The sequence below is a fragment of the Cryobacterium suzukii genome (genome assembly GCF_004403185.1).
In the GTDB taxonomy this organism is placed as follows: Bacteria; Actinomycetota; Actinomycetes; order Actinomycetales; family Microbacteriaceae; genus Cryobacterium; species Cryobacterium suzukii.
The window spans coordinates 131,323-143,676 of record NZ_SOHJ01000004.1; the positions used below are offsets into that span (position 1 = coordinate 131,323).

The 12,354-nt window shown below is 66.0% G+C and carries 14 protein-coding genes and 1 tRNA gene; 6 read left to right on the top strand and 9 right to left on the bottom strand.

Translation table 11 applies throughout. The features are described 5' to 3' along the window. Positions 1-5: 5 nt before the first annotated feature. Genes E3T39_RS05005 through E3T39_RS05015 form a run of 3 tightly spaced genes read right to left on the bottom strand, consistent with a single transcriptional unit; the run spans position 6 to position 4,067 of the window. Positions 6-1,736 carry an acetyl/propionyl/methylcrotonyl-CoA carboxylase subunit alpha gene (locus E3T39_RS05005; RefSeq protein WP_134513636.1) on the bottom strand — a complete coding sequence of 577 codons (1,731 nt, stop codon included), beginning with the start codon at positions 1,734-1,736 and terminating at the stop codon, positions 6-8. A gap of 3 nt (positions 1,737-1,739) precedes the next feature. Continuing rightward, positions 1,740-3,305, bottom strand: a complete 1,566-nt coding sequence (locus E3T39_RS05010; protein WP_134513637.1) for a 5-oxoprolinase subunit B/C family protein — start codon at positions 3,303-3,305, stop codon at positions 1,740-1,742. A gap of 3 nt (positions 3,306-3,308) precedes the next feature. Beyond that, the gene (locus E3T39_RS05015; protein ID WP_134513638.1) at positions 3,309-4,067 is read right to left on the bottom strand and encodes a LamB/YcsF family protein; all 759 of its coding nucleotides are present in this window, start codon (positions 4,065-4,067) and stop codon (positions 3,309-3,311) included. A gap of 226 nt (positions 4,068-4,293) precedes the next feature. On the opposite strand from E3T39_RS05015, the gene E3T39_RS05020 reads away from it, so the two are divergent. Then, the gene (locus E3T39_RS05020) at positions 4,294-5,274 is read left to right on the top strand and encodes a trypsin-like serine peptidase (protein WP_241979525.1); all 981 of its coding nucleotides are present in this window, start codon (positions 4,294-4,296) and stop codon (positions 5,272-5,274) included. Continuing rightward, positions 5,255-5,473, top strand: coding sequence for a hypothetical protein (locus E3T39_RS05025; RefSeq protein WP_134513639.1), 219 nt, complete (start codon positions 5,255-5,257; stop codon positions 5,471-5,473). Before E3T39_RS05020 ends, E3T39_RS05025 begins: the two co-directional genes overlap by 20 nt. Before the next feature lie 56 nt (positions 5,474-5,529). Here the strand turns inward: E3T39_RS05025 and E3T39_RS05030 are convergent, their stop codons facing one another. Further along, positions 5,530-6,177: a CoA transferase subunit B gene (locus E3T39_RS05030; RefSeq protein ID WP_134513640.1), complete on the bottom strand. Its 648-nt coding sequence runs from the start codon at positions 6,175-6,177 to the stop codon at positions 5,530-5,532. 4 nt (positions 6,178-6,181) lie between these two features. Further along, a complete protein-coding gene (locus tag E3T39_RS05035) occupies positions 6,182-6,910 on the bottom strand; it encodes a CoA transferase subunit A (RefSeq protein ID WP_134513641.1) in 729 nt (242 codons plus the stop codon). Positions 6,911-7,081: 171 nt separating this feature from the next. Between E3T39_RS05035 and E3T39_RS05040 the strand changes: the two genes are divergently transcribed. After that, positions 7,082-7,921, top strand: coding sequence for an IclR family transcriptional regulator (locus tag E3T39_RS05040; RefSeq protein WP_134513642.1), 840 nt, complete (start codon positions 7,082-7,084; stop codon positions 7,919-7,921). A 56-nt stretch (positions 7,922-7,977) separates the two neighbouring features. Here E3T39_RS05040 and E3T39_RS05045 read toward each other — a convergent pair. From E3T39_RS05045 to galU, 4 genes are all read right to left on the bottom strand, one after another. Next, positions 7,978-8,053, bottom strand: a tRNA-Ala gene (locus E3T39_RS05045). A gap of 65 nt (positions 8,054-8,118) precedes the next feature. Beyond that, positions 8,119-9,060, bottom strand: a complete 942-nt coding sequence (locus E3T39_RS05050; RefSeq protein ID WP_134513643.1) for a hypothetical protein — start codon at positions 9,058-9,060, stop codon at positions 8,119-8,121. Between the two features lie 105 nt (positions 9,061-9,165). After that, on the bottom strand, positions 9,166-9,825 hold the full coding sequence (locus tag E3T39_RS05055; RefSeq protein ID WP_134513644.1) for a GNAT family N-acetyltransferase: 660 nt from the start codon (positions 9,823-9,825) through the stop codon (positions 9,166-9,168). Positions 9,826-9,875: 50 nt separating this feature from the next. Further along, positions 9,876-10,769 (bottom strand): UTP--glucose-1-phosphate uridylyltransferase GalU, encoded by an 894-nt coding sequence (gene galU / locus E3T39_RS05060; RefSeq protein ID WP_134513645.1) that lies wholly within the window; start codon positions 10,767-10,769, stop codon positions 9,876-9,878. 34 nt (positions 10,770-10,803) lie between these two features. Between galU and E3T39_RS05065 the strand changes: the two genes are divergently transcribed. The 3 genes from E3T39_RS05065 to mscL all read left to right on the top strand — a co-directional run bounded on the left by E3T39_RS05065 (position 10,804) and on the right by mscL (position 12,352). Continuing rightward, positions 10,804-11,382 carry a 5-formyltetrahydrofolate cyclo-ligase gene (locus E3T39_RS05065; protein WP_134513646.1) on the top strand — a complete coding sequence of 193 codons (579 nt, stop codon included), beginning with the start codon at positions 10,804-10,806 and terminating at the stop codon, positions 11,380-11,382. A 108-nt stretch (positions 11,383-11,490) separates the two neighbouring features. Further along, positions 11,491-11,862 carry an FmdB family zinc ribbon protein gene (locus tag E3T39_RS05070; RefSeq protein WP_134513647.1) on the top strand — a complete coding sequence of 124 codons (372 nt, stop codon included), beginning with the start codon at positions 11,491-11,493 and terminating at the stop codon, positions 11,860-11,862. A 4-nt stretch (positions 11,863-11,866) separates the two neighbouring features. Beyond that, a complete protein-coding gene (mscL, locus tag E3T39_RS05075; protein ID WP_241979526.1) occupies positions 11,867-12,352 on the top strand; it encodes a large conductance mechanosensitive channel protein MscL in 486 nt (161 codons plus the stop codon). The last annotated feature ends 2 nt before the right edge of the window (positions 12,353-12,354 follow it).

Below are 12,354 nucleotides of genomic sequence, written 5' to 3' on the forward strand. Positions count from 1 at the left end.
TCCGGTCAGACCTCGATCTCAGCGATGACGGCGTGCACGGTCACGGCGTCGCCGGCCGCCACGAGGAGTCCGACGAGCGTTCCCGAGCGGTGCGCGGCGACCGTGGATTCCATCTTCATGGCCTCGAGCACGAGCAGCGCCTCGCCCTCGGTCACCGTGGCGCCGGGCTCGACCAGCCATTTCACGACGGTGCCGCTCATGGTGGAGCGCAGTTCTGCCGGGTCGGGTTCCGGGATCGATGGCGCCACGGCGGCAGCGCCGCCCCGCGCGAGCCCGCCGAACAGGTTCTCTGGCAGGCCCAGCGCCATCCGTCGCCCGTCGAGTTCGATCGTGATGGTGCGGCGGATCACGGGCGGGGCGGCCGGAGCGAGCGAGGGGTCGTGGGCGAGCTGCGCGGCGAACTCGGTTTCAATCCAGCTCGTGTACACGCCGAGCCGGTCGGTCCCGGCGAATACGGGCAGGTCGACGACCGCCCGGTGGAACGACAGCACGGTCGGCAGGCCCTCGATCTCGAACTCGGCGAGCGCCCGGCGGGCACGTCGCAGGGCCTGCGGCCGGTCAGCGCCGGTGACGATGAGTTTGGCGAGCAGCGAATCGAATTGCGGGGCGACGGCATCACCAGAACGGATTCCAGCATCCACCCGGATTCCCGGCCCGGTCGGCACGGTGAACGTCGTCACGGTGCCGGGTGACGGTAGAAATCCGCGGCCAGGGTCTTCGGCATTGATGCGGAACTCAAACGAGTGGCCGCGAGGCACTGGGTCCTCCGACACCGGCAGCCCTTCTCCGGCGGCGATGGCGAACTGGGCGAGGACGAGGTCGATGCCTGACGTCTCCTCGGTGATCGGATGCTCCACCTGCAGCCGCGTGTTGACCTCAAGAAAGGAGACGCTGCCGTCGTCGGCGAGCAGGTATTCCACGGTGCCGGCACCGACATAGCCGGCCTCGCGGCAGATAGCTTTCGCCGAGGTGTAGATGAGATCGCGCTGGTCTGCGGTAAGAAAAGGGGCTGGCGCCTCTTCGACCAGTTTCTGGTTGCGGCGTTGCAGCGAGCAGTCGCGGGTACCGACGACGATCACGTTGCCCGTCCCGTCGGCCAGAATCTGGGCTTCGACGTGCCGCGGTTTGTGCAGAAAGCGCTCCACGTAGCATTCACCGCGGCCGAAGGCGGCCACGCTCTCACGCACCGCCGAGTCGAACGATTCCTCGATGGCGTCGAGTTCCCAGACCACCTTCATGCCGCGGCCGCCTCCGCCGAAGGCCGCTTTGATGGCGACCGGCAGGCCGTGTTCCTCGGCGAAGGCGCGCACCTCGGCGGCGGTGTCGACGGTGCCGTTCGAACCGGCCACGAGTGGAGCCCCAACGCGCACGGCGATCTCGCGCGCCGAAACCTTATTGCCGAGCACCCGGATGCTTTCCGGGCTCGGGCCGATCCAGGTCAGGCCGGCGTCCTGCACGGCCTGGGCGAAGTCGGCGTTCTCGGAGAGAAAGCCGTATCCGGGGTGCACCGCATCGGCGCCGGCCCGGCGAGCGATGGCGAGCAGTTTCGGCACGTTGAGGTAGGTGTCGGCCGGGCTGTTGCCGCCCAAGGCATAGGCCTCGGTGGCCAGGCCAACGTGCAGCGCGTCGGCATCGACGTCGGCGTAGACGGCCACGGAGTCAAGCCCGGCGTCCGAGCAGCCACGAATGATGCGCACGGCGATTTCGCCGCGGTTGGCGATGAGTACTTTCTGCACGGTTCAGCTCTCGTTCGGGATTTCAGGGGGGATAGCGGCAAAGCGGATGCGCGCGCCCGTGCCGAGTTGCGCCGCCCGGTCCAGGTCGGCATGCAGCACGACACCGAGCACCGGGTAACCGCCGGTGACCGGGTGGTCGGCGAGGAACAACACCGGAAGGCCAGAGGCTGGCAGCTGGATGGCGCCGGAGACGGTGCCCTCGCTTGGCAGTTCGCCGCCGCGCGCACGTTCGACGGCCGGCCCGTCGAGGCGCAGGCCGATGCGGTTCGACTGGGCGGTGACGGCCCAGTCGATGCGGTCGAAATCGGCGAGCGTGTCGGCGCTGAACCAGTCGGCACGGGGTCCGGGAACATAGCGCAGCACGGTCACCGCGTCGGGCGGGTCGACCGCGGGTTCAGCGGCACCGACCACGCTCGTTGGCGGGGCAGGCAACACCCGTAATCCGGTGCCGGCAATGAGCGGCGCCGGGCCGATGCCCGACATCGAGTCGGTCGAGCGGCTGCCGAGCACGAGCGGCAGGTCGAAGCCGCCGCGCACTGCGACATAGCTGCGCACGCCCCACGCGGGGGCGTCGAGGGTCAGACGTTCGCCGGCGTGCAGGGCGAACGGCGCGTCGGTGGGCATGACGCGGGGGGCGGCATCCGTTCTGCTGATGGTGATGAGAACGGATGCCCCCGCCACCGCGACAACCTGCTCGGTGCGCGCGTCGAGTACGAGGCCGCCGAGGGCGTTTTCGAGCACGGCGGCGGAGGCGGGGTTGCCGACCAGCCGATTGCTGCGGCGCAGAGCTCCGCGGTCGAGCGCGCCGGCGCCCGCAACGCCGAGGTGAGCGAGACCAGGGCGGCCGAGATCCTGCACGGTGGTCTGCGGCCCGGGTTGTACGACGAGGAGGTCGGCCGGGAGGTCGACGACGTCGGTCCCGCTGGCCGTCGGCGCGGCGCGCACGAACTCGCGCACAGCGCGAAACTGAACCCGATTGCCCGGTTGTATGAGCGCCGGTTGCTCGCGGCCCGGGCTCCACAGAACGGCGTCGGTGCGACCGATCAGTTGCCAGCCGCCGGGAGTGACCCGCGGATAGACAGCCGAGTAGGCATCGGCAAGCGCCACTGCACCGGCCGGCACCGCCCGCCGCGGACTGTTGCGCCGGGCGACCCGCAGGCGGTCGTCGCCGACGAGGTACGCGAATCCGGGGGCGAAACCGCCGAAGGCGGCGGTCCACAGCTGCCCGGTGTGCGCCGCGATCACGCCGTTTGCGCCGAGGCCAGTAAGTTCGCCGACCTCGTCGAGGTCGTCCCCGTCGTAGATGACGTCGACGGTCACGAGCCCGTCATTTGCGGCGGCGGCCGTACGCGGTTCGATCGCGCGCAGCCGGGCGGCGAACCCGCGTGCTGCTACCGCCGAGTCGGCCGTCACGAGCACGGTTTCGGCGGCGGCAACCAGGTCCACCTGGCCGGGCAGCGGATGCTCACGCAGCGCCTCGTAGAGCCCGAGCACCTCGCTGAGGCCATCGAGCTGCACGAGCACGGCCCGGTCGCCGACGGGACGGATGGATCGAGGAGGGGTCGGCATCCGCTACACGAAACTGGCGATGGAGACGCCGGCAGCCAGCAGCGCGGAACGCACCGCTGCGGCGAGGTGCACGGCGTCAGGGGTGTCGCCGTGCAGGCAGATGCTCGTCGCCGGCATGGCGATGACCGAGCCGTCGACGGCGACCACGGTGCCCTCAAGGGCGAGGCGAACGACCTGCGCGGTCACCGCATCGACCGAGTGCAGCACGGCTCCGGGCAGCGTGCGAGACACGAGGCTGCCGTCGGGGTTGTAGGCGCGGTCGGCGAACGCTTCGGCCACGGTGCGGAGGCCCCCAGCCTGGGCGATTCGTTCGATCTCGCTGTTGGGCAGCACCATCAGCGGCAGGCCAGGGTCAACGGCGAGTACGGCGTCGACCACGGCCTGCGCCTGTACCGGGTGGCGAGCGATGGTGTTGTAGAGCGCGCCGTGCGGCTTCACGTAACGCACGGCGGTGCCGGCGGCGCGCGCGAGGGCCTGCACGGCGCCGATCTGGTAGATCACATCGTTGCTGAGTTCGGCCGGATCCATCTCGATGAAGCGGCGGCCGAAGCCGGCCAGATCGCGGTATCCAGGGTGCGCGCCCACCGTGACGCCGGCAGCGGCGGCAGCGGCGCAGGTCGCGCGAATTGTCGTTGGATCACCGGCGTGGAAGCCGCCGGCCACATTGACGCTCGTGACCGAGGCGATGATGGCGGCGTCGTCGCCAAACGTCCAGTTGCCGAAGGACTCTCCGACGTCGCTGTTCAGATCGATGGTTGCCATGGTCCCCGTCTTTCGTTCCCCCTAGACTGCCGTATTTCTAGCTATTGTTCAACAATCGAATCGAAATCGAGTGCTCTTTCGACCGGATCCCGGCAGAGATACCCGCGCCTGCGCCCCATAATGGGTGCCGCCCATAAGGGGTAGACAACGCGTGCACTGCCTCATATTGTATTAACACTTGCGGCAATACAGTCCGCTGGATGCGATCGATAACTGGAGTGAAGCAATGATGCGAAGCAAAGTTAAATCTGGCGCCTTTTCGGCGCTTCTGGTCGGCGCGTTAGTCGGGACCGGCGGTTTCTTGTCGGCCGGCGCAGCCTCCGCCGCCATCGCGCCGGAGTCAGTAGTTTCTTCCGCATCCTCGGATGTCGAACGCTGGGTCGTTCCGCAGACCCAACAGGGCGGCAACTATTGGACGTCCGAGCGCATGCAGTCCGCCATCCCCGGCGCGGTCCTGGTACAAGACAATGTGGCAGCCGGAGTAGTCGGTGCCGTCGCGGCCGGAGCCACGTCTCGGGTGGCCCCACAGAAGGCTGGCCCGGACAAGTCGACAATGGCCGCCAGCGTCTCCCCCATTTCCCACATTGGTAAAATTTTCTTCACCCTCGGCGGCACAGACTATGTCTGTTCCGGCAATGCCATCTCCGCGGCCAACGAGAACACGGTCGTCACCGCCGGACACTGCGTCAACGAAGGCCCAGGCGCTTTCGCGTCCCGGCTCACCTTCGTACCGGCCTATGAAAACGGCTCTGCACCGTTCGGCCAGTGGAATGCCACCGAACTGTACGCTCCCACCCAGTGGAGCAACAGCGGCGACATCAGCTATGACACCGGCTTCGCCATCGTGTCCTCACCCACCGGCACGTCACTGAGCGACAGCGTCGGCGCGTCGGGCGTCACGTTCAACCAGAGCCGCGGCCTCACCTACACCGCCTACGGCTATCCGGCCGCCGCGCCATTCAACGGTCAGACCCTGAAGTCCTGCTACGGCACCGCCACCCCTGACCCCTACGGCCAGAGCCAGTCGCAGGGCATCCCCTGCGACATGACCGGCGGATCGTCGGGCGGCCCGTGGATGATCGGCAGCGGTTCCACCGGCCTGCAGAACTCGGTCAACAGTTTCGGCTACAACAACATCGCGAACACCATGTTCGGACCCTACTGGGGGTCGGTCATCCAGAACACCTATGTCGCCGCATCCGCGTGACCCGAGCGACAAACACCCGGTTGCCCGGCAGCGCCTCGATCCCGATGCCGCTGACTGGACTGACGAACGGATGCGCGCGGCCCGGCCGCGCATAATCCGCCTGAACCCCGACGGGTCGCGCGAACTCGACGACGACGCAGCCGCTCCGCCGGAGGCCAAACCGGCGGCAGACGCAGATACCCCGCCGACGGAATCCTGAATCAGTGAAAGCCCCGTCCGATACTTGGACGGGGCTTTCACTGATTGGTCTGACGATTAGACCGGAGCAGTTTCCCCGACCGTGAACGCGGCCTCGGTGGTGTCCTCGATGTCTTGCAGGCTCACGCCGGGGGCGCGCTTGCGCAAGACGAGGCCGGTCGGAGTCACGTCGAAGACGGCCGTGTCACTGATGATGCGATCGACGACCCGCACGCCGGTGAGCGGCAGGGTGCACTCGGTGACGATTTTCGGCGTGCCGTCTTTCGCGACGTGTTCGGTGAGCACGACGACGCGCGGGGTGCCGGCGACGAGGTCCATCGCGCCGCCCATGCCCTTGACCATTTTGCCGGGAATGGTCCAGTTGGCGAGGTCGCCGAGGGCAGAGACCTGCATGGCACCGAGTATGGCGACCTTCACGTGACCGCCGCGAATCATGCCGAATGAGGTCGCCGAGTCGAAGATCGCCGCTCCCGGAAGCACGGTGACGGTCTGCTTGCCGGCGTTGATGAGGTCGGCGTCTTCCTCGCCCTCAAACGGGAACGGCCCCATGCCGAGCAGCCCGTTCTCGCTCTGCAGCGTCACGTGGATGCCCTCAGGCAGATTGTTGGCGACGAGCGTCGGGATGCCGATGCCGAGGTTCACGTAGTCGCCGTCGTTGAGTTCCTGCGCCGCGATCGCGGCCATTTCATCTCTGGTCCATGCCATGGTGCTAGTCCCCTGCCTCTACGCCGACCAGCACGGGCCGGCTGCGCACGGTGCGCTGTTCGATGTCTTTGACCCGCGCCGAGGCCTGAATCAGGCGCTGCACATAGACGCCGGGGGTGATCACGTGGTTCGGATCGATGCCGCCGGGCTCAACGATCACCTCGGCCTCAGCGATCGTCACGAGACCGGCGGTGGCGACCACCGGGTTGAAGTTACGGGCGGTGAACCGGTACTCGAGGTTGCCGAGGGTGTCGGCGCGCCAAGCCTTGACCAGGGCGACGTCGGCGACGATGCCACGTTCCTGCTGGTACGTTTCACCGTCGAAGTCGGCGAGCGGCTTGCCCTCTGCAATGAGCGTGCCGACGCCGGTCTTGGTAAAGAAAGCGGGAATGCCAGCGCCACCGGCCCGCAGTCGTTCGGCGAGCGTGCCTTGGGGGCTGAATTCGACCTCGAGCACGCCGGCCAGAAACTGCTCGGCGAACAGCCTGTTCTCACCGACGTAGGAGGCGATCACCTTCCGCACCTGCCCGGCTTCGAGCAGCACGCCCAGGCCCTTGCCGTCGACGCCCATGTTGTTCGACACGACGGTGAGATCCTTTACACCGGACCCCCGCACCGCATCGATGAGATCGGCCGGAATTCCGCTCAGGCCGAATCCGCCGACCGCGAGCACCATCCCATCGCGCAGAACGTCGTGCAGCGCCTCGCTCGCGCTGGCCTGAACCTTGGACATACATTCTCCTCATTGAGTGATGGTCATCGCCGACGTGTCCATCTTGTGGACGTTATTTCTTAACGCCATGATATTCAGCGCCGCCAAGCCCTGTCAATCATCACATCCTTGCGACTCCATCCCATGAACAGTAGGCTACAAATCATCCACATTATGGACAAAGGAGTCGATATGACCGGTCCGTCAGCCACACGTGCGGCGCAGAAGGCCCGCGGCGGCCAGCCAGCACCCCTGGCCCAGCCGGTGCAGGGCGCACAGGTTGTCGGCCGCGTTGCCCTGCTGCTGCGTCTCGTCGGGCAAAATTCTTTGGGCGCTTCCCTGGCCGAGATCGTGCGCGACTCCGGCCTGACCCGGCCCACCGTGCACCGGCTGCTCACCTCGCTTGCCGCCGAGGGCCTGCTCGACCACGATGCCGTGCGCCATACCTGGCACTACGGCCCCGAAATCTTCGTCATGGGAACCGTCGCCGCCGCCCGCTACCCGATCGAGGAGCTCGCCCGGCCGAGCCTCGTGCGCCTGGCGGAGGAGACCGGCGAGAGCGCGTTCCTGTCTATCCGGCGCGGCGCGGAAACCGTGTGTCTGCTCCGCGAAGAGGGCAGCTTCCCCATCCGTTCCTTCGTGCTGTACGAGGGGGTGCGTTTTCCATTGGGCGTCGCATCCGCTGGTCTGGCCATTCTGGCTTTCCTGCCCGAGGCAGAAGTGGATGCCCTCCTCGCCGACACCGAGGCCTTCGCGGCTCGCTGGGGTGGCCAGCACTCCCCCGCGAGCATCCGCGCCAATCTCGAGCGCACCAGGGTCACCGGCTATGCGGTCAACCCCGGACTCATCCTGGAGGGCAGCTGGGGCATGGGCGCCGCGATCTTCGACCGCAGCGGCCGCCCCGGCTGGGCGCTCTCGCTCACCGGCATCGAGCCGCGATTCAAACCAGAGCGCCAGAAGATCCTGGGCCAGCTGCTGCTCGACGAGGCCAGCCGCATCACCCAGACCCTGCAGCGCCCGCCGATCGTCTAGCGCTCTGGGCGGGGAATGAGAAAGTCCCGGCCTCGGCCGGGACTTTTCTAACAGTGTGGTGGAGCTAAGGAGATTCGAACTCCTGACCTTCTCATTGCGAACGAGACGCGCTACCAACTGCGCCATAGCCCCAAACTGCCTTTGAAGAATATCACGGGCTGGCCGACAGTTTCGCCGCTTCGAGCGCGAGGTGTCAATTAGACCGCGCGACGGCGACGCAGCACGGCGTCGAGGTCGGTCATGCCCGGAATTGTCTCGCCGACAATACCCATCGACGCGAATCGGCTGGGCACAGCAGTAGCGGTCGCCGCCACGACGGGCCGCGCGATCGGCGTGACGGCCCGGTTGGCCTCCTCCGCGAGCGCGGCGGCACGACGGGCAACCTCCGCTTCGGCGGCTGCCCTGCGCAGCTGGTTGGCCGCTTCAACGGATGCCATCGCCGTCTGCGCGATTGAGCCGCGCGAGAGGTGCAGCGCTCGCGGCACCGGTTGAGGCGTCCAGGTAGCCGCGGCGACCGGAGTCTGCTCCAGTTGCACGGGCTCGAAGGTTTGCCCGATCAGCACGGGCAGCTCCACCGGGGCTGCCAAGCGAATGATGCGCGCCGAGCGCGCGACCGTGGCCAGCCTTCCGAGAACGCCGAACGCGGCGACCATTACGACTCCGCCGCCGACCAGCGCCGTGAACGAACCGGCCAGAGCGGGAGTGATCCCCGACACCGCCAGCACGAAACCGGTCAGCAGAATCAGCGAGGTCAGGCCGCGAAAGCGCCGAAGACGCCGAAGTTTCTTCACCGGCGACTCCGGCAGGCGCGGCGCGGCCGCGGCGGCCACAGCGGCGGCGGCGCGGCGAACGTCGCTGGCGGCATCCGCTAGCGCCTGCGCTTCAGCCCGCTCTGATTGCTCGGCCCTCGCCAGAATGCGTTGCTGTTCGGCAACGGTACGGGCGTTCGCTTCAAGCCGCACTTGCTGCGGAACCTCGGCGGTTTCAGCCAGAATTCGCAGTGTCTGTTGCAATCGCACCGCATTCCGTTCGGTGGCCTGAAACTGCTTGCGACGCGACCACGTGGGCATCAAGTAGGCAACCCAGAGCACAGCAGCCACCGCCACCATGACCCCGCCACCCAATGCCTCACTATTCATGTTGACAACGGTAAGAGGCGCGGGCACATCCACCGAGGATTACTCTCGGTGTGTCACCCAAGTTAATACACTGATTCCGCCCCCGAACAGGGAAATTCTTAACCGTCATCGGGTGATGACACGCACCGGATGCGCGGCCGACTCCAAATCTGCCGCGCTGACGCTCGCGGCATCCGCTGGTACCAGGTCATCTTGCCAGCGGCGCATGACGCCCTGGCTGAGTTCCTCGGCGACCAGACCGAAGCAGAAATGGTCGCGCCAGTCGCCGTTGATGTGGATATACCGTCGGCGCAGGCCCTCATACCGAAAGCCGAGCTTTTCGACGACGCGCAGGCTGGCCTTATTCTCGGGGCGGATGCAGATCTCCATGCGGTGCAGGCCGAGCTGGTAAAAGCAGAAGTCGGTCGCGAGCGCCACGGCCGTGGGCGTGACCGACTGGCCGGCAAACTTTTCACTCACCCAGTATCCGATGGTGGCCGACGACAGCGATCCCCAGGTGATCGACGACACGTTCAGTTGACCGGCCAGTTCGCCGTTGTGTTCCACAATGAACGGCAGGCCGTTGCCCGATCGCGAATGCGTCAACAGGCTGCGGATGCTCGCGCGCGTGTCGAAAGACATCGGCGCGTAGGGGTTGGTCGCCTCCCACTTGCGCAACCACGAGCGGTTCGCCAGCAGTTCGCCCTCGAGAGCGCGCGAATCGCGCAATCGAATGGGACGCAGTGTGACGGCCCCCTCGCGGAGGGTCGGAATGGCGATCGGCACGGTTTGCCTGTCTGTCGTGGGTTAGAAGCCGGATGGGGCGGGGAAGATCGTTAGTCCAGTGTGGCGACGAATTCGCGCAGCCACGGCTTGAGGTCGACACCGAGATCTTCACGATCGACGGCGAGCTGCACGATCGCCTTGATGTAGTCGAGCCGGTCGCCGGTGTCATAACGACGCCCACGAAAGATCAGGCCGTACACGCCGCCGGTGGACTCCGGGTTTACGGCCATCTCCTGCAGGGCATCGGTGAGCTGGATCTCGTTGCCCTTGCCGGGCGCCGTGTGTTCCAGAATATCGAAAACTTCGGGGCGCAACACGTAACGGCCGATGATGGCGAGGTTGGATGGGGCGTCTTCGGCGCTGGGCTTCTCGACCAGACCGGTGATGCGCACGACGTCGGGATCATCGGTCACTTCGACCGCGGCCGCCCCATACATATGAATCTGCGCGGGGTCGACCTCGAGCAGGGCAACGATGCTGGCACCACGCTTGACCTGTTCGGCAAGCATGCGGGTCAGCAGCGGGTCACGGGAGTCGATGATGTCGTCACCGAGCAGCACCGCGAACGGCTCGTTCCCCACGTGCATGCGGGCGCGCAGCACGGCGTGGCCGAGTCCGCGCGGGTCGCCCTGCCGCACATAGTGGATGTCGGCGAGCTCGTTGGATTCACGCACCTTGGCCAGCCGGGTCTGGTCCCCCTTGCGTTCCAGCATGGCCTCGAGCTCGGTCATGCGGTCGAAATGGTTCTCCAGAGCGTTCTTGTTGCGCCCGGTGACCATCAGCACGTCACTAAGCCCGGCCGCGACAGCTTCTTCAACAACGTATTGAATAGCCGGCTTGTCGACGACGGGCAGCATCTCCTTCGGCATGGCCTTGGTCGCTGGGAGGAAGCGTGTTCCGAGTCCAGCTGCGGGAATGACGGCTTTAGTTATCGGGGTACCCATGGGCACTAGGTTAGTGGCAAGTAGGATGCCTTATATGGACTCCGACATAGCTCATCGAAAGCGTGCGCTACGAGCGGAATTACGCGAACGCCGTCAGAACCTGACGTCCTCGGAGCGCGACTCGGCCACGGCCGGTTTTACGGAGAATCTGCAAAGCCTTGTTCTCGACCTGTCAGCGCGGTCGATCTCCTGCTACCTGTCAGCCCGCAACGAACCCGATACCCGACCTTTTCTCAACTGGGCCACGGCAGAAGGCATCCGCATTCTGTTTCCGATTTCTCGCGAAGACGGCCTGCTCGATTGGACCGTCGGCGACGGTGACGAGGAATTCACCGGAATTTCCGGCGTACCAGAAGCCGTGGGAACCCTGCTCGGGCCAATCGCCATCAATGACGTCGACCTCATCATCGTTCCGGCGGCCGCCGTGGACGAGTCGGGACTGCGCATGGGCTGGGGTCGTGGCTACTTCGACAAGACCCTCGGCTCGATGGAGAAATGCCCGCCGGTGTACGCCGTGGTCTTCGACAGCGAATTTGTCGACGAGGTGCCCCGCGAGGTGCACGATCAGCCCGTCAACGGTCTCGTGACGCCGACCCGAATCATCGCTTTTTGACCGATTTTCACCGCTCGCAGCGCCCGTTCTGAACCTGCGGGGGTGCAAGCGCGCATAACCTTAGTACTGGCAGGCGTTTGCCTGTCGGCTCAACCAGCTGGAGATGCAGTGCCTACCTACTCTTACCGTTGCACCTCGTGCGACACCGCTTTCGATATCCAGCAGGCCTTCACCGACCACTCGCTCACGGTGTGCCCGACCTGCCAGGGAAAGCTGCGCAAGGTGTTCTCCTCGATCGGCGTCACCTTCAGCGGCTCGGGTTTCTACAGCAACGACTCCAAAGCGGATGCGAAGCGGTCCAACCCGAATCTCGACCGCAAGCCGGCCGAGAAATCAGCCGACAAGTCCGACTCTTCGGCGAGCAAACCCGCTGAAACCAAGGCCGAGAAGAAGACCGACAGTACGCCGGCGAAGAAAGACAGCTCGGCGTCCTCTTCTTCTTCTTCCTCCTCTTCCGTTCCGGCCGCGAAGGCGTCTTAGGTAGATGGCGCTGACAAAGACGGTCTCCCAAGTCATCCGTTTGGAGCACCCCGTGATCAACGGTTTCAAAGAATTCATCATGCGCGGCAACGTCATCGACCTCGCGGTCGCCGTCGTCATCGGCACGGCGTTCACCGCGCTCGTCACCGCTATTGTCACGAGTATCTTCAACCCACTCATCGCCGGCATTTTCAAGGCCGAGTCCCTCGCCATGACCCTCCGCATGCCGCTTCCCGGCGGCGATTTTCTGCTGTTTGGCGCCGTCATCGGCGCGCTTATTAACTTTCTGCTGATCGCCGCGGTCGTCTATTTCGTGATCGTGTTGCCGCTGAACAAGCTCAAGGAAGCCCAGGACCGTCGCCGCTCCGCCGGAGTGTCGTCCGAGGTCGTGGCCGACCCCACGACCGAGCTCGACCTCCTCACCGAGATCCGCGACCTGCTGGCCAAGAACGCCGCCCCAGCCGCGCCTGACCAGGGCCCCAAGCACTAGCA

What these genes read in the sequence shown, in the direction of transcription:
- E3T39_RS05010 (WP_134513637.1), bottom strand. Translation starts at nt 3,305, where the DNA reads ATGCCGACCCCTCCTCGATCCATCCGTCCCGTCGGCGACCGGGCCGTG.
- E3T39_RS05015 (WP_134513638.1), bottom strand. Translation starts at nt 4,067, where the DNA reads ATGGCAACCATCGATCTGAACAGCGACGTCGGAGAGTCCTTCGGCAAC.
- E3T39_RS05020 (WP_241979525.1), top strand. Translation starts at nt 4,294, where the DNA reads ATGATGCGAAGCAAAGTTAAATCTGGCGCCTTTTCGGCGCTTCTGGTC.
- E3T39_RS05025 (WP_134513639.1), top strand. Translation starts at nt 5,255, where the DNA reads ATGTCGCCGCATCCGCGTGACCCGAGCGACAAACACCCGGTTGCCCGG.
- E3T39_RS05030 (WP_134513640.1), bottom strand. Translation starts at nt 6,177, where the DNA reads ATGGCATGGACCAGAGATGAAATGGCCGCGATCGCGGCGCAGGAACTC.
- E3T39_RS05035 (WP_134513641.1), bottom strand. Translation starts at nt 6,910, where the DNA reads ATGTCCAAGGTTCAGGCCAGCGCGAGCGAGGCGCTGCACGACGTTCTG.
- E3T39_RS05040 (WP_134513642.1), top strand. Translation starts at nt 7,082, where the DNA reads ATGACCGGTCCGTCAGCCACACGTGCGGCGCAGAAGGCCCGCGGCGGC.
- E3T39_RS05050 (WP_134513643.1), bottom strand. Translation starts at nt 9,060, where the DNA reads ATGAATAGTGAGGCATTGGGTGGCGGGGTCATGGTGGCGGTGGCTGCT.
- galU (WP_134513645.1), bottom strand. Translation starts at nt 10,769, where the DNA reads ATGGGTACCCCGATAACTAAAGCCGTCATTCCCGCAGCTGGACTCGGA.
- E3T39_RS05065 (WP_134513646.1), top strand. Translation starts at nt 10,804, where the DNA reads ATGGACTCCGACATAGCTCATCGAAAGCGTGCGCTACGAGCGGAATTA.
- mscL (WP_241979526.1), top strand. Translation starts at nt 11,867, where the DNA reads ATGGCGCTGACAAAGACGGTCTCCCAAGTCATCCGTTTGGAGCACCCC.